23 protein-coding genes and 1 pseudogene are annotated in these 20,251 nt (G+C 58.9%); 7 read left to right on the top strand and 17 right to left on the bottom strand.

Annotated features, from left to right (window positions below; translation table 11 throughout):
* Window positions 1-16 precede the first annotated feature (16 nt).
* The 5 genes from J2X76_RS27755 to J2X76_RS27735 form a co-directional block, all read right to left on the bottom strand.
* Window positions 17-805, bottom strand: a complete 789-nt coding sequence (locus tag J2X76_RS27755) for a phosphodiesterase (protein WP_310220782.1) — start codon at window positions 803-805, stop codon at window positions 17-19.
* A gap of 16 nt (window positions 806-821) precedes the next feature.
* Window positions 822-2,069: an ABC transporter substrate-binding protein gene (locus J2X76_RS27750; protein ID WP_310220781.1), complete on the bottom strand. Its 1,248-nt coding sequence runs from the start codon at window positions 2,067-2,069 to the stop codon at window positions 822-824.
* Window positions 2,070-2,092: 23 nt separating this feature from the next.
* Complete coding sequence (locus J2X76_RS27745) at window positions 2,093-2,860, bottom strand: carbohydrate ABC transporter permease (protein ID WP_310220780.1); 768 nt, start codon at window positions 2,858-2,860, stop codon at window positions 2,093-2,095.
* 68 nt (window positions 2,861-2,928) lie between these two features.
* Window positions 2,929-3,831, bottom strand: coding sequence for a sugar ABC transporter permease (locus J2X76_RS27740; protein WP_310220779.1), 903 nt, complete (start codon window positions 3,829-3,831; stop codon window positions 2,929-2,931).
* Window positions 3,828-4,973 (bottom strand): ABC transporter ATP-binding protein, encoded by a 1,146-nt coding sequence (locus J2X76_RS27735; protein ID WP_310220778.1) that lies wholly within the window; start codon window positions 4,971-4,973, stop codon window positions 3,828-3,830. Before J2X76_RS27735 ends, J2X76_RS27740 begins: the two co-directional genes overlap by 4 nt.
* 300 nt (window positions 4,974-5,273) lie before the next feature.
* Here J2X76_RS27735 and J2X76_RS27730 point away from each other — a divergent pair, with 300 nt between their 5' ends.
* Together J2X76_RS27730 and J2X76_RS27725 are read left to right on the top strand one after the other, a co-directional pair.
* Window positions 5,274-6,029, top strand: coding sequence for a hypothetical protein (locus J2X76_RS27730; protein WP_310220777.1), 756 nt, complete (start codon window positions 5,274-5,276; stop codon window positions 6,027-6,029).
* 285 nt (window positions 6,030-6,314) lie between these two features.
* Window positions 6,315-6,773, top strand: coding sequence for a helix-turn-helix transcriptional regulator (locus tag J2X76_RS27725; protein WP_310220776.1), 459 nt, complete (start codon window positions 6,315-6,317; stop codon window positions 6,771-6,773).
* Between the two features lie 456 nt (window positions 6,774-7,229).
* Here the strand turns inward: J2X76_RS27725 and J2X76_RS27720 are convergent, their stop codons facing one another.
* On the bottom strand, window positions 7,230-7,859 hold the full coding sequence (locus J2X76_RS27720; RefSeq protein ID WP_310220775.1) for a hypothetical protein: 630 nt from the start codon (window positions 7,857-7,859) through the stop codon (window positions 7,230-7,232).
* 212 nt (window positions 7,860-8,071) lie between these two features.
* Window positions 8,072-8,170, bottom strand: a pseudogene (locus J2X76_RS27715) (transposase); the annotation flags it as partial.
* A 201-nt stretch (window positions 8,171-8,371) separates the two neighbouring features.
* Here J2X76_RS27715 and J2X76_RS27710 point away from each other — a divergent pair.
* Window positions 8,372-9,001, top strand: coding sequence for a hypothetical protein (locus J2X76_RS27710; RefSeq protein WP_310220774.1), 630 nt, complete (start codon window positions 8,372-8,374; stop codon window positions 8,999-9,001).
* Between the two features lie 32 nt (window positions 9,002-9,033).
* Here the strand turns inward: J2X76_RS27710 and J2X76_RS27705 are convergent, their stop codons facing one another.
* The 5 genes from J2X76_RS27705 to J2X76_RS27685 all read right to left on the bottom strand — a co-directional run bounded on the left by J2X76_RS27705 (window position 9,034) and on the right by J2X76_RS27685 (window position 13,107).
* Window positions 9,034-11,049: a relaxase/mobilization nuclease domain-containing protein gene (locus J2X76_RS27705; protein WP_310220773.1), complete on the bottom strand. Its 2,016-nt coding sequence runs from the start codon at window positions 11,047-11,049 to the stop codon at window positions 9,034-9,036.
* Window positions 11,015-11,389, bottom strand: a complete 375-nt coding sequence (locus J2X76_RS27700; RefSeq protein WP_310220772.1) for a hypothetical protein — start codon at window positions 11,387-11,389, stop codon at window positions 11,015-11,017. The genes J2X76_RS27705 and J2X76_RS27700 overlap by 35 nt, the downstream gene beginning before the upstream one ends.
* Before the next feature lie 22 nt (window positions 11,390-11,411).
* On the bottom strand, window positions 11,412-11,720 hold the full coding sequence (locus J2X76_RS27695) for a hypothetical protein (RefSeq protein ID WP_310220771.1): 309 nt from the start codon (window positions 11,718-11,720) through the stop codon (window positions 11,412-11,414).
* Window positions 11,721-11,820: 100 nt separating this feature from the next.
* Entirely contained in the window at window positions 11,821-12,570 is a 750-nt protein-coding gene (locus J2X76_RS27690; protein WP_310220770.1) for a ParA family protein, read from the bottom strand.
* A gap of 156 nt (window positions 12,571-12,726) precedes the next feature.
* Window positions 12,727-13,107: a hypothetical protein gene (locus tag J2X76_RS27685; protein ID WP_310220769.1), complete on the bottom strand. Its 381-nt coding sequence runs from the start codon at window positions 13,105-13,107 to the stop codon at window positions 12,727-12,729.
* A 597-nt stretch (window positions 13,108-13,704) separates the two neighbouring features.
* On the opposite strand from J2X76_RS27685, the gene J2X76_RS27680 reads away from it, so the two are divergent.
* From J2X76_RS27680 to J2X76_RS27665, 4 genes are read left to right on the top strand one after another with little or no spacing between them, the layout of a single operon-like run.
* Window positions 13,705-13,914, top strand: coding sequence for a hypothetical protein (locus J2X76_RS27680; RefSeq protein WP_310220768.1), 210 nt, complete (start codon window positions 13,705-13,707; stop codon window positions 13,912-13,914).
* Window positions 13,915-13,931: 17 nt separating this feature from the next.
* Window positions 13,932-14,564 (top strand): thermonuclease family protein, encoded by a 633-nt coding sequence (locus J2X76_RS27675; RefSeq protein ID WP_310220767.1) that lies wholly within the window; start codon window positions 13,932-13,934, stop codon window positions 14,562-14,564.
* Window positions 14,561-15,184: a thermonuclease family protein gene (locus J2X76_RS27670; RefSeq protein ID WP_310220766.1), complete on the top strand. Its 624-nt coding sequence runs from the start codon at window positions 14,561-14,563 to the stop codon at window positions 15,182-15,184. The genes J2X76_RS27675 and J2X76_RS27670 overlap by 4 nt, the downstream gene beginning before the upstream one ends.
* A complete protein-coding gene (locus J2X76_RS27665; RefSeq protein WP_310220765.1) occupies window positions 15,185-15,499 on the top strand; it encodes a hypothetical protein in 315 nt (104 codons plus the stop codon).
* Between the two features lie 126 nt (window positions 15,500-15,625).
* On the opposite strand, the gene J2X76_RS27660 is transcribed toward J2X76_RS27665, so the two are convergent.
* From J2X76_RS27660 to J2X76_RS27640, 5 genes are all read right to left on the bottom strand, one after another.
* Window positions 15,626-15,955, bottom strand: coding sequence for a helix-turn-helix transcriptional regulator (locus J2X76_RS27660; protein WP_310220764.1), 330 nt, complete (start codon window positions 15,953-15,955; stop codon window positions 15,626-15,628).
* Window positions 15,956-16,354: 399 nt separating this feature from the next.
* Window positions 16,355-17,419 (bottom strand): ABC transporter ATP-binding protein, encoded by a 1,065-nt coding sequence (locus tag J2X76_RS27655; RefSeq protein ID WP_310220763.1) that lies wholly within the window; start codon window positions 17,417-17,419, stop codon window positions 16,355-16,357.
* 31 nt (window positions 17,420-17,450) lie between these two features.
* The gene (locus J2X76_RS27650) at window positions 17,451-18,254 is read right to left on the bottom strand and encodes an ABC transporter permease (RefSeq protein WP_113284567.1); all 804 of its coding nucleotides are present in this window, start codon (window positions 18,252-18,254) and stop codon (window positions 17,451-17,453) included.
* Window positions 18,255-18,260: 6 nt separating this feature from the next.
* A complete protein-coding gene (locus J2X76_RS27645; protein ID WP_310220762.1) occupies window positions 18,261-19,109 on the bottom strand; it encodes an ABC transporter permease in 849 nt (282 codons plus the stop codon).
* Between the two features lie 97 nt (window positions 19,110-19,206).
* A complete protein-coding gene (locus J2X76_RS27640; protein ID WP_310220761.1) occupies window positions 19,207-20,247 on the bottom strand; it encodes an ABC transporter substrate-binding protein in 1,041 nt (346 codons plus the stop codon).
* Window positions 20,248-20,251: the final 4 nt, after the last annotated feature.

Genomic DNA, 20,251 nt, shown 5'->3' with positions numbered 1-20,251 from the left:
CGTTCCTCGTGAAGCCTCAGACGCCGGCCGATATCGCCAGGACCTTCCGTTCCTCAGCCTCCACGCGCGTCACTCGAAAGCTGTTTCCGTCGAGCGTTGCGATGTCGAATTGGGGCGTCGTGGCGACAAAACGTGCATTCCGGCTGGAGAAATCTGGCAGGATCTGATGGGCCGTGCCGGCGGAGACTGTGAACGGTATTCCGTCCCATTGTCCCGACATGGAGACATGAACATGCCCGCAAAATATGTGCCTGACACGCCCGTGCGCTTTAAGAAGCGACATGACGGCATCGGGATTGCTGAGGAGCATTCCTTCGAAATGCGGCAAGCCGATGCGGCGGAAGGGGTAGTGCGTGAAGATGGCGACGTCCTTGTCGGCAGCGGCCGTTAGTGTCTCGGCCAACCACGACAGGCGCTTCTCGCAGAGCTTGCCCTCGGTCAAGCCTGGTGCGAGCGTGTCCAGGTAAATCAAACGCAGATCGCCGATGTCGTCAAAGTACTGTATGAACCCGTGCGCATCGGCTGCAGTGTCACGGAAGACCGACCGGAATTCCGCCCGGTCGTCGTGATTGCCGAGCATCAGCCGCGTCTGGATCGGAAAGTTTGTCAATCTTTCGCGAAGCATCATGTAGGCTTCCGCATCGGCGCGATCGGTGAGGTCGCCGCTGATCACGCACAGGCGGACATCCGCATAATCTCGCTGGATTTGAGTAAGTACGCGATCCAGTCGATGCATCGGATCGAGCCCGAACAGTGTCTCCTGCCGTCGAACGAGGTGTGGATCCGTGATATGGGCGATCATCATTGAGATATCCCCCGCCTCACTTCGGAAGCAGCGCGCGCGTCTCGCGCGCCATGGCCGCGAGCACTTCGTCGGCATCGGCTCCGCCGGCGATCCGCGTCATGTTATCGACGAGGTTGCGAGCGATCTTGACGCCGTTAGGGCCCGGCCACGCAGCCCACTTGCGAGCGATGGGAATCTGCCGCGAACTGCTTTCCCAGTTGGGGTTCTGTCTGAAAAAATCACCAAGAAAACCCGGCTCCAGGGCCTTGGTGTTCGCAGGCATGTAACCTGTCGCCTTCGCAACGATTGTCTGGCCGACGGGACCGGTGGCAAACTTGATATATTCCCAGGCCGCTTTCTGTTTTTCTTGATCGGTTGTAATGATCACGGCAGCCATTCCACCGGTCGGCACACCTGCCTTTTGTGGATTGGCGAGCGGCATGGTGGATGTCTGCATCACAAACTTCCCGCCGATCTGCTTTTCAAAGGTGCTGATGATGGACGGGGACGTGAAGTAAATTCCAAGCGTGCCGGCAGCAAATTGCTGTCGTGCGGCGCGCTGTTCGATCGCTTTCTGTCCACCCTCGGTAAAGAAGCGTTTGAAGAGCCGCATTGCGGCCCTGCCCTCTGCGCCGTCAAAGGCGATGTCTTTGCCGTCGGCGCTCATCAAGTCGCCGCCCTGGTTGAAGATCAAATTCTGGAACATCCAGTCATCCGTCCCCACGTCGTAATACATGCCGTCAATGCCGCCGCCCAGCGACGTAATCGAATGCGCAAGGCTAATCAGACCGTCCCAGTCTGTAGGCAGCCTGCCGGGATCACCGCCAGCTGCCTTCACAAGGTCGATGTTGAAGAAGACGATCGGGGTGGAGGTGGCATAGGCGATCCCGTACTGGACATTGTCCATTTGCCCCAGCGAGAGAAGCCGATCCGAGTAACCTAGGCCAGCCAGGTCCTGCCCACCGGTGAAGGGCGTAAGGGGAACCGCGATTTTTCGAGAAACGAGGTCCGGGATTTTCTGCAGCCCTGTTATAAAGACGTCCGGCAGATCATTGGTCATAGACTGGCGCAGCACCGTCTGCAGGGCCTCATCATAGTCGGGTGCGGCGGCGCGGAACGTAATCGTTACGCTGGGGCGGCCCGCCGTGAAGGCGTCGGCGACAGCCTTGTGGAAGGCCTGATGCGATGGATAGGCGTATTGGACCACAAGGTTGGTTTGCGCAAACGTCGGCTGCGCAACAAGTGGCAAGGCAACGGTAGTGATTGCGAGGAAGCGGGAAAGCATATCAAAATACCTCCTGGTTGAGATTATTTTAGGCCGGTGACAGTGAGTCCACGGATGAACTGGGCTTGAGCGAAAAGGAAAGCGATGACGAGCGGCGCGATCACGATCGTGCTGGCTGCCATCAACGCGCCGATATTTCCGCCGGCCTGGCTCGACTGCCGGAACATCATCAGGCCGAGCGGTGGCGTGGCGAGGCTGGGCTCGGTGATCACAATGAGGGGCCAGTAGAGATCGTTCCAGTGCGCGATGATCGAGAAGATTGAAAAGGCCGCGATTGCTGGAAGCGCGGTTGGGAAGACGATGCACCAGACGATCCCGAATTCGGAATAGCCGTCCAGACGCGCTGCCTCGATGATCTCCTGGGGGAAAGTCTTGAAGAACTGGCGCAGCAGGAAGATGCAGAAGACCGATATCGAGAACGGCATGATCAGGGCAGTATAACTGTCGAGCAGGCCGAAATAGGCGAAGGCGATATAAATCGGCAGCGCCGGCACCTGGATGGGGATCATCAACCCGAGAAGCACAGCCGCCATCAAGATGCCGCTTCCGCGGAAGGGAATTTTAGCCAGAGCATATGCGCACGGTGCGGCAACAATTACCTGGACCACCAGGATCGCAAGCGACACCACCGCACCATTCACCATCAATCGCAGCAATGGCGCTTCCGTGAAGGCGGCAATATAGTTCGCCGTTCCGCCCCACTTCGTTGGGAGCAGTTGGAACTCGGCGAGGAAAACCTCATCAGGCGTCTTGAAGGAGGTGACAATCATCCAGAAGAACGGTGTCAGCATGAAGATTGCCCCGCAAAAAAGCGCGAGATGGGCAAGCGTACTGGAGACGGGAGAAGAGCGGCGAACCATTAGTAGTGCACCTTTCGATCTGCTACGCGCATCTGAAGGATGATGAGACTGACAGTGACGAGGAGAAAAACAACGGTCAGCGCAGACGCGTAGCCGGTGCGGAAATATTGAAAGGCTTCCAGGTAGATTGAGTAAAGGATGACTTCGGTCGCCTTGTTCGGGCCGCCTTGAGTGATAACCGCAACCGACTCAAACACCCTCATCGCATTGATTGCGGTTGTGATGGTCACGAACAATGTGGTCGGACCGAGCAGCGGCCAGGTCACGATCATAAACCTGTCGATGCCGCCAGCCGCACCGTCGAGGGCCGCGGCCTCGTCTATCTCCTTCGGAATCGAGCTCAATCCCGCGAGGAACAATACCATGTTGAAACCAATCGACTGCCAGATCCCGATTGCTGCGAGTGAAACAATCGCCCAATCCGGATCAGACAGGAAGCGGATCGGATCGATCCGCAACACTGAGAGCAGATGATTGGCGAGGCCAATGCTGGGATGGAGAATGAACTCCCATACCGTCGCCATAGCGACCAGTGTCGCGGTGACTGGCAGGAAAAACGCGACCTTGTAAAATCTCGCAAGGACGCTCCGACGTTCAATCAGCAGCGCCACCGCAAGGGCAATAAAGATGGAGCCGGGAACGACGAGCGCCACGTATAGCGCTGTGTTGCGAACCGACTGCCAAAAGACCCGATCGGCCAGCATGTCGGAATAATTGGTTATCCCGATATATCTCAGTCCCTCCTTGCCGAGCTCATAGTCGGTAAAAGACAGGACGACGACCAGCGCCGTCGGGATAACAAGAAAGGCAAGCAGGAGCGCGGTCGCAGGGAAGACCAGCAGCCACATCGTCCCGAAATCATATTGCCGTACCGGTCTGTCGATCGTGGACGCCCTTGTCATGCCGCCGCCCTCCGCCGGGGCCGTAACCGCAATCCATCCGGCCCGAACAAAAAAAGCTTCGAAATGTCCAGATTGACGCGGACGAGCTGCTCGCAGGTCAATCGGGTCGCGTGGGCAGGCTCGATCCGAGCGATGATCGGGTGTTCGAGGTGATCCACTGCGATATGTGCGAACGCTTCTGCGCCAAACCTTTCACAGAAGATCACTCTCCCGCTCAAATCTGTTTGGTCGGCTGATGAGACCGCGGTGCAGGCCTCAGGGCGAAACGCGACAGTACATCCCGCGGATCCGCTTGCCATTGCACCGATCTGGCGACCCAGCTGTGTGTTCGCAATGGCAGCAAATGGCATCGTGTTGAGTCCAGGATTGGATATGAAGCTTGCCACCTTCAGGTGGTCCGGATCGTCGTAAACCGCTTCCGGCGTGCCTATCTGAAGGATGTTTCCCGCGAACATTACGGCAATGCGGTTTGACATCGTCATCGCCTCGGCCTGGTCATGGGTTACGTAGATCAGTGTGACCTGCAGGCGACGATGAAGCTGCACAAGCTCGCTACGCATTTGAACGCGTAGTTGCGCGTCAAGATTAGACAGTGGTTCGTCGAGAAGAAAGACGCGAGGCTTTCTGACAATAGCACGACCAAGCGCAACGCGTTGGCGCTGGCCGCCCGAAAGTTGGGCCGGCTTTCGTGATAGCAGCTGCGCAATTCCCAGGGATTGTGCCACCTGCTCCACATCATGATCGATCTCGGCGAGCGCGACCGCGCTCCGCGGTAGCAGCGATCCGACAAACGGCAGGCGCTGAGGCAGCGACAGACGTCGCATGCGAAGCGGCACGGCCATATTCTGAGCGACTGTGAGGTGGGGATAAAGCGCGTAGTTCTGGAACACCATTGCCACGTCGCGTTCTTTCGGCGGATCATCTGTGACAGTTCGACCGGCGATGCTGATCGAGCCTTCCGAAGCCGTTTCGAGACCGGCTATCAAACGTAAGAGCGTCGACTTGCCACACCCCGACGGCCCCACCAGCGTCAGAAATTCCCCCGGCCGCACCGAAAGATCGACAGGCCCAACGACACGGTGGCCGCCAAATTGCTTGACTAATCCTCTGGCATCTATTGCCCCATCGTTGATGTCGATCACTGCTTGCCTCCTCACACACTTGGTCCATAAAGTCCATGTATAGTGGATCATAGTTCCATTTTGATGACAAGTGGCCCGCGGCAGTAAATGCCTGATTCCGATGCAAACTTTGCCCGTGAGGCTCGATAGGGGCACGCAGATGTTCCTGATAAGTTCTCGCAAAACGGCACGATTTTCCCGTAAAAAAAGAAACCGGCGCCCTTAAATTCGGGGAATGCAATTGCAGGTTTCGCGTGAGAAACTCGGAAAAATCTTCGTGGGATTCGCTTGCGATGTTTTATTCGGGGTATGTCGAGGATCATGGCGCCGAAACTTGCGGTATCGTCCAGGATAAAACAGCAACTACCGGTTTTTCCGCCGGCACTCGCTAAGGTCGGAGCCCATGTGGCCTCTTGCCCCGACCTGGTGCTCAGCCAGTCTGTTCGTGAAATTGCTCAGGCCTGCAAGGTGGGATCAGCGACGGTTATCAGGTTCTACCGTGAGATTGGTTTCCAAAGCCTGCTGGAACTCAAGATCGCGCTCGCAAGCGAACTGGAGGCGCAGTCGCTGTTGTCGCAGGAGCAGCCAGGTCCCGTGAAGGTCGGCGACCGATTCCTGCGGGCTCTGGAGGAAAGCCGCTCCTATCTCCGCAAAGAAAACATTTCTAGGCTCGCGCTTGGTTTGCTCGAAGCGTCCCGGATATATGTCCTTGGTGACGGACCGGCTCAGCTTTCGGCTCAGGCTCTTGCTGCGCGACTCGTGGAATACGATCTGCCGGCGTTTGCCGTCTCAACAAGGGGATTCGAAGACGCCCATCATCTTGGCGCGTCCTGCGTTGTCATATGTTACCTGGAACCGGAGGTCGGAGCGGATGTTTTACGGCGCCTGCGCAAAATGCGCAGGCTTGGTGCGTTCATTGCCACGATCCCCTCTCGAATGAGTGCCGGCATTGATAAGGTATCCAATGTTGTCCTGCCAGCGATAACCGAATTGCCAAGTGCCGCGCTTACCCATCAGTTCATTCTCGAGACACTGGTCGCGGAACTATCCACAGCTCGCCGCGTGCATTCTGATTGAGGGCCTTTGGTATAGTCTCAGCAATATTCCCTGAACGCACTGCTGGTATTTTGGAAACGATACCGCTATACGAGCAGAGGGCGGCGGAGCTGCCTGGGGCGTGGAAACCCCGTCAACCGAGGACGTGCTTGTTTGCGCAGCGACCGATGAATTCCCTATGGTCGGGGAGCCTGTAACGTATAGAAGAGGTTCTTTGAACCAAAGGTTACAGGGGCTTGACGGCTTTCCAACTCCCCGATCGCCAGACACGCTGCGACACGGTCGCAGCTTCGCAAGGGGTTCATAATGCGACACCGTCGACAAGCCCGCACAACCGAAACGAACTTTTCCTGCGTCGGTTTATTGGAAACTCGCATACCTGAAGCGTTGGAGATTGACGAAGCGATCGGGCGAAAGATCCGGGCTCGCAGGACCGATCTCGGCCTCTCGCAAGGCTCGCTTGGAGCAAAGGTTGGGCTGTCGTTTCAGCAGATACAGAAATACGAGGCCGGAACCAACCGCGTCAGCTCGTCCATGCTTTTCCAGATGGCTTGCCACCTTGGCATGCCGCTCACCTACTTCTTTTCGGAATTGCCGGATACAATGGGCGAGGGTATGGGTTTGCGCGCCGAAGAAGAGCGAAACTGGGAATATGTCCGATCCCCAGAAGGTCGGTTACTTGTCGAGACTGCGCTTGCACTCCCACGTCAAGTTCGATCAAGGATCGTCGCATTGATGGAAATAATGACAACCGAGGAAGTTTGACCTGCCGAGCCAGGGATCATCTGGTTTGTTCACAGACGTGCCAATGGCGTCGAGGAGACTGGCGAGATAGGAAGGCATTCCCCGCCCTTCCTCAAACCAATGGCCGCTGGAAATTCCGACCTCGAAACACGCCGACCGCGACGTAACCATGTCGCAGGACAGGACCCTTAACCTAGCCGACACGCTCCTCCTCGTCCTCAAGGTCGTGCCAGGCTGTTAGCAGCGGCGGCGAGGCGCCATTGCTGTTGGCGAAGGCGGCCGCCGCTTGAGAGTGACGGAGCCGACGGTGCTCTGCACGCCGGCCCCCCTGCCCGCAAGCGCCTGGACATCTAGAACGCCCAGCAGCCTTGAGCTTCTCGACCGGAGCCGGCGCCTCCGCCCTAACCGCTGGAAAGGCCGAAAGGCTTACGGCCAGGGCGCTTGTCGGACCGCAGACGATGCCTGATCACTTCGTGATCAATAGAGCAGCCCGTCGACGTCGAAATCCTCCCAATCCCGAAGTCTCGATGCGGAATCATCCAAACCGGTGTCCGTTTTTTCCCGCAGATTGCCGCTCTTCTTGATCAACCGCCTCAGCTTTGCCTGATAGGCGGCCCTCCTTCTCTTATCAGCCTTCGCCTCGACATCCTCCACTCGCCACTCATCGACGGCTCCTCGGTCGAGGAGGTCTTCGACCACCTTTGGGTCGAAGACATGGAAGGTGATCTGACGCGCTCGCCCGGCCAACCTCACGGTTCTAGTCCCAATGCTGGGAAGGCGGCCATCCGCAAGCCAGCGATGCCGCTCGCTCGTCTTCATCCCGAGAATATCCTCAATCTCGCGGGGGATGACAGGCAACGTGGGCGCATCCTCCATCGTCGTGGCGACGACTGAGACCGCGGCATTGAAAGCCGCCTTCTGATCGGCTGGCATCGACAGAACCAGATCGGTTCCTTCGAGCGATAGCGCTTTTTTAGAAATTGCAGGCAGCCTCGCCTGGGCTTCCTGAAGGATACCCTTGGCGCGAACGGAAGACCCAATTGTGACCGCGGTCGCCAACGTCCATGTTCTGATCAGTTCGACGTCGTTGTTTTCGGATTTCGGCATGCAGCCTAGATGGTGCGGGCGACAGCAACCGTCAATGCACTACTTCGAAATGTATCCCGCCGGCAAAAGAGTAATATTAGATCAATGATGGATCGGGCATTTGCTTCTCAGACTTAACGTCTTTCCGTACTGATGCTGTCTAAAACCGTCGCCCTCATCCTCCAGCGCGCTGGATGCATTGATCAGGAAGCGTCCTAAAGCCCGCGCCATCTGCGATGTTTTCGTCCGAGCCTTTCCGTGCGTCCGGTCGTACGCTGAAGCGGTGTCAAACCGATCCATGCGGCGAAGTCGCGCCCAGAGCGAAAGGTCTCCGCTTTCACGTCCGGACTTTGTTCTCGCGCGCCGGGGTCAACGAGGTGCGGAGGACAGCACAGAGTGCGCTTGACTTGATGTGACATAACGTCATATTGGGAATTCTACCGAGAGATGTATTTTATGTGGATTTAACAACCGCAACAACGCGGCCCGTACTTTCGAAATCAATCTGCAGCAGAGAAGAAGTCAGTACGTCTATGATCCGTATGGGTGGTTTAGTCGGGATCTTTAGGGACATCGGTTCCCACGGCATTGTTATCTTCACTAGAGACGGCCTCCTCCTAAGACAGAAGAGCCCCTCCAGCGATCTGAATCTAGGAGATATCAACCAGGAATTCGTCAAGCTGTTAACCCAGCTACGAGGGCTCGATGTCCACTTCGGCTTCGTCTCTAGTCAAAGGGGAGCAGATGCCGGCGCTCCAGGAGAGGATAAATTTGCTGAATTGACTAGACTGCTCGACAAGTTGCTTGAGCCTGAGGGCGCTAAACCAGACTTTTGGATTGGGCGAAATCAACCCGCAGAAAAGGAGGAGGCAAAAGCAAACATCGGCGGCGGTTGGAAGCCGATTGATAATGCCAAAACTATCTTGAGGGTGATCAGCTGGTACGGAATAGATAAAAAAGACGCTCTGTTCGTCAGCAGTTCATCTGCGGAGATTTCTGCGGCGAACCGTGTGGACATCATGGGCATTAGATACTCTTGCCGGCAGCACAACAGGCGGTTCGGAGCGCACACACCGCCTTCCGCGTCAGAGTTCACCGAAGTGCAACGCCTTGGCGCGGCGATCCAAGCAAAACTGCGGCTGAATCCTCGCCGGTGGCCCTAACACGGCGATTCGAGCATGACGCCGCTCGCCTATTAACGACTGCGATCCCGATCTTTGTCCTGGGGCGGCCGAAGTTTAATCGACTTCGGCGCCTCACGATCGCGCTGTTGGGCTTTCTGACGTTCGCGAGCCGAACCAACTGTTTCCGGCCGCTCATGCTCGTCGTTGGACCGAGCGATGCGTGATTGATCGACCGAGTGGTTGTTCGAGCTTTTATCGACGATGCCTTGCTCTGCAACGTGATCGCGCCCGGCGACGGACTTCGTCTTCAGGCTGCCAGAGCCGCGTTTATCCTTGTCGACCTCGGCGCGGTCGCGGTTCTTCACGACGCGGGAATCGAGCTGCAGTCCGACGACCTTTCGAATGATCTTCGTCGCTTGCTCGAAGATCAGCCGGTCGGATGGGTTGGCGATTTTTGAGGTAAGGCTCAACGCGGTATTCGCCAGCGTTTCTTTCCCGGCCTTCGCTTGGGACGCGCTGATGGGTGTTGATCTTAGCATGTTTTCTTGGCCTTTCTCTTGTGCGGGGTCCCGGCCGCCGTGGAGGGCTGTCTCAAGCCGCCGGTATTCGCGTTGCAGTCCAATCGAAAGATCTTGGCTCAGCTCACGGGCCGTGCTGGGTGCAGATCGATCCTTCGCAATTCCGTCCAGCATCGTGATTACAAGCCCGACCGATCGGCGGCTCTGCTCGAGCCGTCCCATGGCGTTCTCTAGCCTCGGGGCCGACGGCGTATCGCGTATCTTGGACATCACCTTCTCAACCACGTTGCTCGGGGCGGTTGCTCCTATTCGCCGAAACATTTCCCATTCCCAACGTTTGACCGGCGGTGGGCTAGCTCGCTCAATGCGTTTTTGACGGTCAATCCGAATGCCACGCTCGCGGGCCTTCTCGGCGAAGCGGATCCGCCATTCGGTGAAATCGCGGATGTTTGGATTGAGCGACTTGCCACTGGCATCGCGCAGCGCCACGATCACATGCAGATGCGGATGTTTCTCAAGATCGTTGCGATTGTGGACGGCATAGGCATGGCGATGCCCCGCGAATTGCTCTTTGAGGAAGTCACGGCCGGCCGCGACGAAACGATCGCGGTCGACGTTCGCCGGCCCTGACAACAAGAGATGCATGAAGTCCCGCGGCTGGCGGGTCTGCATGAGAGCGCCGACGATCTTCCCCTCCGCCGTCAGTTGCTTGTGATCCGTGGTGGTTATCTCGCGCCGTTCGGCGCCCTGCAGGTAACGCCCGCTCTTGCCGGGCCGCCCCTCGATGCTTGTTTTCGTGGAAAGCGTCACTTCCCCACCCCTGCGCTGCATGGCGTGCAGCGTCGCAGTCAGGCCCTTCGGACCTGAGGAGAAATCTTCGGGATAGCGCGACATCGGCTTGACGCCCTCTCGCCTTAAAGCTTCATCCAGCCGCGCATCGATTGCATGCACAGCGTCGATCTCCGCCGGAATGCGATTGCGGCTGCTTCGATCAGACCGGTCCTTTTTTTCATGGGCAATCACCAGCGCGAAATCCAGGCGTGTCTGCCCCTTCACGCCCTCGCTGACACTGAATGCATAGGTCCGGCCGGTGTCGCCGGCCTGAAAGAAACCATCTTCGGCGAGCGCATTGATGGCGCGGGCTATGTCGTCCCGGCTGGCGCTTTCGAGCTCGTAGGTCAGTCGAAGAACGTCCCTACTTCCCTTGCGGCTACCGAACTCTCTCTCCCATGAACGTACTGCCTCGTTGATGTCGGACACCTCGCGGTCGTCTTGGTCGCGCGCCTTCTCTTCCCTGCTCTGGTAGGAAAGCACGCGGCGAGCGGCGCTCGCGCCGGCGCCATAGGACAGGACCTTGACGACGACTGCGTTATTCCCGAGCGCGCGGCTAAGTGCCGAGGCAGCGCCGGGATGCCAGGCCGGAGGCTTGCCAGTTGTCGCAAATGACGGCCATTTCCCGCCACCGCCGCCGCCACGCCGCCGCAATTCGTCGTCGATCAGATCGAAATAGCTCGGCAGCCTTCGGCCTTGCAGCCTAGACTTCGAGCGAGGTCTGGACGGCTCGTTCATCACGTTTCCTGATCAAGTCAACGATGTAGGACGACGGCCGGACGAAGGCGGCATCGCGGATTGCATCGAGAGCGCCCATGACCTCGTCGAGCTTGTGCGCGATCGCATTGGTGCTCCCTGCATGTCCGCGCTGCTCGCGGAGAAACGCCTCGTTGCGAAAAGCAAGTTCGCGCAGAAATTGGTGTATGTTTGCCAATTGCCGGTCATGTTCGTCGAGCATCGCCGGAACGTGCATGATCTCCCTCGTGACGATCAGCTTTGCGACGATGTTGACGGAAATCTCGAGCCGTGTGGCAAGAGCCTCGGCATTGCTTAAAACGTGATGGGGCAGGCGAAACATGACGGGAGGCTCTCGCATTTGTTCATAGTCCCCTCGCCGTCAGCGCCTCGACAATGAGCCTGTGCGTCGCCGACGACAGTTGCTCGTGGCGTTCCAACGAGACCCGGAAGATTTTCGTCAGCACGTCGTCGTCGAGATAGAGCGATATGCGCTTTCGCTTCACGTCTGCGCCCGCTGCCGATACGCGTTCCTTCGGCGCCGATCGCTCGCCGCGTTGATGTTTGCTTGGACCTCGGATTTGCGGCGGCCGGGTGTCTGGAAGGATGGTTTCTTCCCGCCCCTGAGGAGCATCATCAGGCATGAGCGTATCGAGGTCGATATTGGTCGGCATGTACGAGGTCGCAGTTTCCGCGACGTCCGTCGTCCGGCCTTCTCTGGATCGGGCAAGGGCGAGAATATTTCCTGCCGGCGTTCTTTCCCTCGACATGATCTCAAGCCGCCTCCGCCTGAAGAAGGCCGATGAACTCGTTGTTGATCCTCTTCACGAGATCGATCGCGTCGAGCACGCTTTCCGACGCTCTGCGCTTGGCCGACGGCGTCAGGGAGGGATTGTTCTCGATGCTGGCAAGCTTGGAATAGAGCGAGCCAAAGCCGGCACCGACGTCACTGAAGTGGTTGCTTTTCCGGACGACTGTCTCGACCATGGGAATCCTACCGCTCGTCAGGATCGCGTGAACCTCGGGTAGCGAGCGGTTGTGCTTGAGGGCGATCATGTCGACATAGTTCCAGATCGCAGCATAAGGGATCGGTCCCCGACCCCGTTTCCTCGAGATCTCGTTCAGAATCGTCGCCACCTTTATAGCCGACGTCGCGGCGGTCGGTTCCGGGATGACCGGTATGAGGATCGCGTCGCACTCGTGGTAGACGTCGATAGCGCGATGGTGCACATAGCCGCCGACATCGTAGATCCGAATATCAGCCTCGGGAGCATTGTCGAGCCGATCCCGAAACCGGTCTGCAGGAGCAACTCGCAAATGCAGCAGCGTCCCATCCGTCGGCAGCAATCCCCGCTTCATGGAAACATTGTACCAGCGCGTGGCTGATTCCTGCTCATCGCAATCGATCAACAGCGTCCTGTGTCCCTGTTGGGCGAACTCTGCTGCAAGATTGACGTTGAGAGTCGATTTCCCGGCGCCGCCCTTGAAGGTCGAAATGGCAAGCGAGAGCGGTTTTGCTGTCATCGAATTCCTCACCGTTTTGGGGAACGAATGTCGGCGCCGCGGCCGGCGGGTCAGAAGACATAAACTACGGCCGACGCCCGTTAAGCGATGGGCGCAAGCTTCTGATCACCACACGCATACGTGCCCGAAATCCTACTTTCAGGCCCGAAGCTTCCGTTAGAGCAGTCCGCGCTGCCGCGCCGCAATCAGCTCGTCGTTCAGTCGCATCGTCTCCCGCTCGCGGGCTGCATCGGCGATCGGATCCCTCCCCGGCCAAAACCCAAGAAGCGGCAGGAAAAGGAGCACAAAGAAGGTCATCGTTGCAGCCTTGAACCAGGAAGACCGGTCATAGAGGTCCGCGGCCCACTGCCACAGCGCCTTTGTCCACTCTGCCGGCAGGAACGCATACGAACATGTCAAGGCAATCGCGTAGCCCACGAAGGCCGCCACCAAAAGGCAAGCCGCCGCAACCAGCAAAAAGTTCGCTATCAAGATCAAGAACCGCGCCGCCTGGAACGGAAACACCCAGGCTCTAAGCCCCTTTCGATGCACCACCATCTGCTTGTCTCCACATGCGAAATCGAGTGTCCAGAAAACGCTAGCTCAACTCTAATGGAATTCCAGACTTGCACTACAGTACAAGTTTGTGCATGATCAAGCAAGTCAACAGATGACGGATGCGAACATGAACAATGGCGCATGGCGACCCACTCGCCCCCACTTTTGGACCCTTGTCGGTTTTTCGATCGCTCTGCCAGTGGCCGCACGGGCCGACTCGATTGCGGAGTTCGTCAGCTCCTATCAGGAGGCCTACCCACGAGGGGAAGATCTCCCCCCTGGGCCTCAGGCGCGAGTAGATACGATGTCGCTTGCAACACGGCTCGATCTGGGAAGAGTGAGCCCGGAGGCCGTGCTGAGCGGCAGCACGTTTCTCGCTGATGATGGCACGGTTGTCAGGCTGGCCGGGGGGCACGGCTGCCTTTCGACCGGCCGAATAGAATTTGCGGGTGTGGTAGCGACATGCTCCATGATCTCGCTTGCCGGGATGACCGCTGTTCTTGGCGAGGCGAAGGCAAGTGCCGGCAATGCGTTCCCCTGCCATGACTTGGGCCGGAACCCCGGCCAGCCGACGTGCGTTTCGCGGAGTGCTTTTTCATGAAGGACGGTGCGGTGCAGTCGCTCTCGGAAGCGCTCATCGCCAAGGGCGTGGCGTTCGCCTCTCGTGACGGTGCGGGCCGACCGGTCTTTCCGGAATATGCGCGCGCTGAAGGCGCCGCACGAAGCTCAAGAGCCGGGATCTGGGCGAACGACCATTTCGCGCATCCCTACGATGAGCGCTTTCGCGCAAATCGAGTAATGCACTGATGCGGATCGGAACCTTCATGCTGCTTTCCACGATCACCGTTTCGGGCCTTTATGCGGGCATCACCATTATGCCGATGTTTGCCGGCGCGGAACTCCTCTCGACGCGGCATGCCTTGCCCCTAGTCCTTCCCGTTCAGGCATCGCAAGCCGAACGCGCGGCAGCCGTTGAGGGGGATCGTGCTCCATCCGAATTCGTGCCATTCCCCGCGGAAGCGCAGTTCGAGACCGGCGATACCTGGGTCTCCGGCGGTAGGCGGTATCGCCTCTATGGTTTGCAGGCATGCCTGCGCGGGACCAGCATTACGCTTTCCGGCGGCGCTGTCCGGGATTGCGGAGAACTCAACGTGATCATGACCCAGGCCATGATCAGGGACGCAAGACCCGTCTGTACGAACATGAAGGACATCGATCGCAATAATCTCGTCGTTGTGTGCCAGACGACCGCAGGGCAGCATCGCTACGATCTGGCGACCTATTTGATCGCTCAGGGCTGGGGATTTGCGGCGGTTGATGGCGCCGGACATTTGATCGTTCCAGGCTACAGGATCGCCGAGAAAAGCGCGCGCGCGGCGCAGGCAGGTCTTTGGGCGTATCCGGACATGCCGCATCCGGTCACCATCCTCACGCAGCAAGTTGGAGCGTCGCGATGAAAGCCGCCGCCCTCACGATGATATTGCTCGCAGTCCCCCAGACGGCATCGCTCGGGCAAGGCCGCCCGACGGATGTGCCGCGCCAGATTTACGGCAAGGCACAGATCATCGACGGCAGAACATTCGAGTTTATCAAGAGCCGTCAGATCGTCCGGCTCGCCGGCTATGAAACCCCTCGCCTGGAGCAGACGGCGACGAGCGAAAGCGTGACGTGGCCGGCCGGGCAGGTGTCACGTGCCTGGATGATCCTTCGAACGCTTGGCCAGAACGTCAACTGCACGCCGATCGGCCGGGACGCCAACCTGGTTCTAATCGCTCATTGCTTTGTCGGTGAGACGAACCTGGCCGCGACGGCGATCGCGGAAGGCATTGGCTACGCCTTCAACTATCGCAATGAACCCCAAGTTCCCGCCTATTTCGATATCGAGCGGAAGGCCCGCGGTTTAGGTTTCGGTGTCTGGTCGTCGCCGGAGCTGCTGCCTCCATGGCTGTACACCGCGTCGACGGCGAATGACGGAGTGTCCGATAGGCTTTCATCGGAATCCGACCGGGTCCTACCGTTGCCCTTACCGGTCACCCCAGACAGTACCGTGACCCTTACGAACACGCATGGAGGTTGAATGAAACGCTTCTCCCGACTCTTCGCCGTGGTGGCGCTTCTGCTAACCGTCGCCCCGCCCGCAATCAGCGCGCAAGACGGCTACACCCAGAAACAGATTGAAGAGCGCGATCCGGACTTTTGCGGAGCGGGCGGCGCTGGCTGCGATCCGCCGAACGTGCAGCAATGGAAAGCGGCCGGCAACAGGCTTGCGGACCTGTCGGCGGCCGACCTAAGCCAATACGCCTACGCCTGCGCGAAACATCCTGAATGGAAGAAGGAGTGCGAAACCGATCCGGTCGCCATCCTGAAGCGTCTTGGAATCGAGGGATATTGATGTCGTCGATGAGAACGCTCAGCAAAGGAGCACTGATCTCCGCCGCGCCGGCTTTCATCATTGGAACGGCCGGCGAATACGCCATCAACGAACTCGGTCGACGCGGTGGCCGCGACGGCGCTAGGATCACGGCGTCTCGGCAGCTTTCTTCTTTTTTAGGCGTGTTTTCCAGACCGCAATCAGCGGGAGATCGGCTTCCGTGACCTTGAGCAAATTCTCCCCATCGACGTTCCACGCTCGCTGCATCTTGTCGAGGGTCGACAGCTTGACGTCACCCATCGCGCGAGCCAGGCGCGATATGTATGCCTCATCCACGCCGAGCTGCTCTGCCAGCACCCTGTTCTTCACGTCACGCTCAGCCTTCAACCGCTCGATGCCGATCGCGAGCCTTTCCTGGAACGTCAGTGCCTCCAATGAGGCCATATCGACGGGTTCGACCGGAATGTCGCGTTTCATACGAGGCATTGAACACCTTCCTTGGCCGCGGATACTGCTGATCCACGACAGACGGACATGCCAACAAGATGACGACAGAGCACACCTCGTCTTTGGAGCCGCAATATCCTCGACAGCCTCTTGCTCATTCAATACTCGATATCGACTGGTAACCTCTACGACTAAGCGTAAACCGATTGTTGCCCATCTCTCACGTTGGGCAGTTTACAACTTCGTTACGCCTCTTACACCTACACCGCTACGATCAGCCGGTGCAAGAGCACTGGTGACGGCTTGCTGTCCGCATGGCGGCCGCCAAGCAGCCGGCCCCTGAGATGGCATGCGTGGGGTCGGGCGACAGATTGACGTCACGTCGCTGCCACGAGACCACGTCGGCCGTCCTTTCGCTCCGTCGCGATCCTATCTGGTGATGACGAAGACGGCGTCCGGCATCCAGCTGATGCAGCATTCCTCGCCTTCCTTGATGATCACCACATCGGCGCCGAGGACCCTGACGCGCACCGGAATATCTCCTGCCCGACCGATCACGAGTGCATTGTCGCCGTAGTTGACGATCGTCTCGACGACCATGCGAACATTCTTGCGGCCGTCGATCGGGTTGCGCGACAGCTTGATATATTCCGGCCGGATCAGCAGCGTCACCTTCTGGCCGTCGGCAAGAACGTCGGTGCTCGCATAGTCGACAGCACCCAGTGTGGGACTTTCAGCCGTTCCGGCCGCCGCGCTGGCGATGGTCGCCGGGATCAGGTTGCTCTCACCGATAAAGGCGGCGACGAAGGATGTCTGCGGGCGATGATAGATATCCAGTGGTGCTGCGGCCTGTTCGATCCCGCCTTTCTCGAATACCACGATGCGATCGGACATCGACATGGCTTCCGACTGGTCGTGGGTCACAAAGATTGTCGTCACGCCGAGGCTGCGCTGGATGCGCTTGATTTCGATCTGCATCTGCTCGCGCAGGTTCTTGTCGAGCGCACCGAGCGGCTCGTCGAGCAGAAGCAGCGAGGGCTCGAAGACCAGTGCGCGGGCGAGCGCCACCCGCTGCTGCTGGCCGCCGGACAATTCCTTCGGATGACGATGGCCGAAACCCTTGAGGCCGACGAGCGACAGCATGTCTTCTGCCTGCCGCAGACCTTGAGAACGGCTGATACCGCGCATCTGCAGCGGGAAATAGACGTTTTCGACCGCCGTCTTGTGCGGAAACAAGGCGTAGTTCTGGAACACGATTCCGATATTGCGCTCATGCGGAGCCAATTGGGAGATCGACTGCCCGCCGACCTCGACCGTGCCACCGCTCGCCTTTTCAAAACCGGCAATGATCATCAGCGTGGTCGTCTTGCCCGAGCCGCTCGGCCCAAGGAAGGTTACGAACTCCCCCTTATCGACCGACAGGCTGACATCGTCGAGCGCCGTGAAATGCCCATAGGTCTTGGTGATGTTGGAGAGTTGCAGGTAGTTCGTCATCGGAAGTCCTTGGGGAGCCCTTCGGGGGTGTTCAATGTGCGCCGGCCGGCCGGCTCGGCTTGGGAGCGCGGCTGCGCAGCGCGCTGGCGAAATAGGGAGCCGCTATGCCGACCAGCACCACGAAGAAGAGCAGCGTCGAGATGACGGCGATCACCGGATCGGCCTCCTGACGGATGCTGTCGAACATCTTGCGCGGCAGGGTCTCGGCATCGCGGCCCGAAATGAAGATCGCCACCACGGTTTCGTCGAAGGACTGGATGAAGGCGAAAAGCGAGCTGATCACCAGTCCCGGCCGCAGGATCGGCAAAGTCACGTGCAGGAACGTTTTTGCCGGGCTGGCGCCGAGGCTCTGCGCAGCCCGTTCAAGGTTTCGGTCGAAGCCCTTGAGATTGGCAGAAAGGACGAGGAAGGCGATCGGTACCGACAGGCAGGTATGTGCCAGAATGACGCCGAGATGGCTGTGAACCAGCCCGAGATCGCCGAAATAGGAATAATAACCGACCGCCATGACGATATGCGGCACCGCCATCGGCATCAGCATCATCAGATCCGCGAACCCCTTGCCGCGAAACCGATGGCGCACGAGCGCGAAGGTCGCCGGCACCACCAGGACCATGGTGAGGATGGTCGTGGCGGTCGCGATGAGAATGCTGTTCCAGGTCGGGATCAGCCAGTCCACGCTGGTGAAATAGGCGCGATAATAACCGAGCCAGTAGCCGGGGGGCGGGAACTGCAGCGAACTCGCATTCGAAAACGACATCGGCACGACGATGACGAGCGGGGCGGCAATGAAGAGCACGACGATGAAGCCGGCCCAGCGCATGAACCTATTCATGTTCGGTCACCCCCAGAGTTTGTCGAGGCCGAAACGGCGGTGATAGATGGTGAGGATGATCAGCGTCACCACGAGCAGTATCATCGCCATGGCGGAGCCCAGGCCGAAGGCCAGGAATTCCTCGATCTGATGGCCGATCAAGCCGGCGATCATCTGCTCGCGCGGACTGCCAAGCAGCACCGGCGTCACGTAGAACCCAAGGCAGATGACGAAGACGAGCACCGAGCCGTTGGCGATGCCGGGCGCCGTCAGCGGCAGGTAGACGTGCCGGAACAGCGACCAGCCCCTGGCGCCGAGGCTTTCCGCCGACCGGATCAGCGCCGGATCGATCTTTTTCATGACCGTGTAGATGTTCATGATCATGTAAGGCGCCAGGATATGGACCATGGCGAGCGTCGAGGAGAACCGGGTGAAGAGAAGCTGCGGCGGTTTGTCGAACCCGATCATCTGCAGGAAGGCGATCAGCGGGCCGTTATTGCCGAGCAGAACCATCCACGCATAGGTGCGGACGAGAAAACTGGTCCAGAAACTCATGGTGACGAGGAGCAGGATCAGCATCGCCGTCCGGGGTTTGGAATGCGCCATCAGATAAGCCAGCGGATAACCGACCAGAAGGCAGCAGAGCGTCACGAAGGCCGCCGTCATGAACGTGTTCAGGAAGACGCGCTGATAAAGTGCCCCGGTCAGGACCTTCTGGTAGTTCGCAAGCGAGACCTTCGGTTCGGTGAAGCTCATGATTGCCACTTCGGCGAGCGGCACGACGAAGAAGACGAGCATGTAGATGCCGAGCGGCGCGAGCAGCAACCAGGGCCAGATATTCGTCTTTTCCGTCAGTTTTGAAAGGCTGATGCCCATTGCCGTTCCCCTTTTTATGGCAGGCAAGGTCGTTGCGGCATCGCGCGGGGCACCCGCGCGATGCCGGCCAACAGGTCGGCTGATCGAGGAGAGCGGATCAGCTGGCGACCCACTCTTCGAAACGTTCGGCGAGTTCTGCCGGATCGATGCCGAAATTGACCATGTCCTGCTCGAAGGTCTGTTTGTAGTTGTCCGGCGAGGTCGGCATGCGCTTGGCATCGGCCGCAGCAACGAACTGGTTGGAAGCCGGGTTCAGCGCGCCGTAATCCGCAGCCTTGGAGAAGCCGGCGAGCGGCTTGGCACTGGTGGCGAATTCCACGAATTTCCTGGCGTTTTCAAGGTTCGGGGTCTTCTTGGCGACGACCCAGTAGGCCCGCTCGATCTCGCCCTGGTTCCAGGTCATGGCAACCGGAGCGCCAGCCTTCTCGGCCTCGAAATACCGGCCGTGCCAGATGCCGATCATGTCGATCTCCCCGTCACGCAGGATTTGGGTCGACTGGGCGCCGGCGGTCCACCAGACGCGGATATGCGGCTTGATCCTGTCGAGCGACTTGAAGGCCCGGTCCACGTCGAGCGGATAGAGGTCCTTGACCGCCACGCCGTCTGCGAGGAGCGCGATCGGGATGACGCGCGACGCATACCGCTGCAGCGAACGTCCGCCGGGAAACTTCTCGACGTTCCAGAAGTCGGCCCAGGTCTTGGGGCTGTCCTTATATTTGTCGGTGCGCCAGGCCATCACGGTCGCGAACGCATGCGAAGCGACGCCGTTTTCGAAGAGACCGCCCTTATAGGGCTCCTTCAGCTCTTCAATGATGCCGGCCTGGTTGGCGCGCACCAGTTCACCGCCGCCAAGCGTGGTGACGTCGAACTCGTAGGTGCCGGTCTTGACCTGCTGGGCAAGCTTGGCGAAGGAGACCGGGGAAACGGTCTTCACCTGGATGCCGGTTTCGGCGGTGAACGGATCGATCAGATGCGTCTTCGCGGCAGCCTCCCACGGCCCGCCCCAGGTATTCACATAGAGGATCTTTTCCTGAGCGCGAACCACATAGGGAGCGGCGAGCGAAGCGGTGATCGCGGCACCGGCCGTCTTCAGGAAACGGCGGCGGTCAGGCATGAGAAAGGTCTTCATTCCAGTCATTGCA

The sequence above is a fragment of the Neorhizobium sp. 2083 genome, from assembly GCF_031455615.1.
Lineage (GTDB): Bacteria > Pseudomonadota > Alphaproteobacteria > Rhizobiales > Rhizobiaceae > Neorhizobium.
The sequence above is the reverse complement of the archived record's forward strand: the minus strand, read 5'-3'. Positions and strand labels throughout refer to the sequence as shown.

Coding starts and splice junctions, on each gene's coding strand:
- J2X76_RS27690 (WP_310220770.1), bottom strand. CDS start 12,570: ATGACAGCAAAACCGCTCTCGCTTGCCATTTCGACCTTCAAGGGCGGC.
- J2X76_RS27720 (WP_310220775.1), bottom strand. CDS start 7,859: ATGCCGAAATCCGAAAACAACGACGTCGAACTGATCAGAACATGGACG.
- J2X76_RS27695 (WP_310220771.1), bottom strand. CDS start 11,720: ATGCCGACCAATATCGACCTCGATACGCTCATGCCTGATGATGCTCCT.
- J2X76_RS27730 (WP_310220777.1), top strand. CDS start 5,274: ATGGCGCCGAAACTTGCGGTATCGTCCAGGATAAAACAGCAACTACCG.
- J2X76_RS27675 (WP_310220767.1), top strand. CDS start 13,932: ATGCTGCTTTCCACGATCACCGTTTCGGGCCTTTATGCGGGCATCACC.
- J2X76_RS27655 (WP_310220763.1), bottom strand. CDS start 17,419: ATGACGAACTACCTGCAACTCTCCAACATCACCAAGACCTATGGGCAT.
- J2X76_RS27710 (WP_310220774.1), top strand. CDS start 8,372: ATGATCCGTATGGGTGGTTTAGTCGGGATCTTTAGGGACATCGGTTCC.
- J2X76_RS27665 (WP_310220765.1), top strand. CDS start 15,185: ATGAAACGCTTCTCCCGACTCTTCGCCGTGGTGGCGCTTCTGCTAACC.
- J2X76_RS27680 (WP_310220768.1), top strand. CDS start 13,705: ATGAAGGACGGTGCGGTGCAGTCGCTCTCGGAAGCGCTCATCGCCAAG.
- J2X76_RS27745 (WP_310220780.1), bottom strand. CDS start 2,860: ATGCTGACACCGTTCTTCTGGATGATTGTCACCTCCTTCAAGACGCCT.
- J2X76_RS27645 (WP_310220762.1), bottom strand. CDS start 19,109: ATGGGCATCAGCCTTTCAAAACTGACGGAAAAGACGAATATCTGGCCC.
- J2X76_RS27700 (WP_310220772.1), bottom strand. CDS start 11,389: ATGTTTCGCCTGCCCCATCACGTTTTAAGCAATGCCGAGGCTCTTGCC.
- J2X76_RS27685 (WP_310220769.1), bottom strand. CDS start 13,107: ATGGTGGTGCATCGAAAGGGGCTTAGAGCCTGGGTGTTTCCGTTCCAG.
- J2X76_RS27725 (WP_310220776.1), top strand. CDS start 6,315: ATGCGACACCGTCGACAAGCCCGCACAACCGAAACGAACTTTTCCTGC.
- J2X76_RS27660 (WP_310220764.1), bottom strand. CDS start 15,955: ATGAAACGCGACATTCCGGTCGAACCCGTCGATATGGCCTCATTGGAG.
- J2X76_RS27650 (WP_113284567.1), bottom strand. CDS start 18,254: ATGAATAGGTTCATGCGCTGGGCCGGCTTCATCGTCGTGCTCTTCATT.
- J2X76_RS27670 (WP_310220766.1), top strand. CDS start 14,561: ATGAAAGCCGCCGCCCTCACGATGATATTGCTCGCAGTCCCCCAGACG.
- J2X76_RS27640 (WP_310220761.1), bottom strand. CDS start 20,247: ATGACTGGAATGAAGACCTTTCTCATGCCTGACCGCCGCCGTTTCCTG.
- J2X76_RS27755 (WP_310220782.1), bottom strand. CDS start 805: ATGATGATCGCCCATATCACGGATCCACACCTCGTTCGACGGCAGGAG.
- J2X76_RS27740 (WP_310220779.1), bottom strand. CDS start 3,831: ATGACAAGGGCGTCCACGATCGACAGACCGGTACGGCAATATGATTTC.
- J2X76_RS27750 (WP_310220781.1), bottom strand. CDS start 2,069: ATGCTTTCCCGCTTCCTCGCAATCACTACCGTTGCCTTGCCACTTGTT.
- J2X76_RS27705 (WP_310220773.1), bottom strand. CDS start 11,049: ATGAACGAGCCGTCCAGACCTCGCTCGAAGTCTAGGCTGCAAGGCCGA.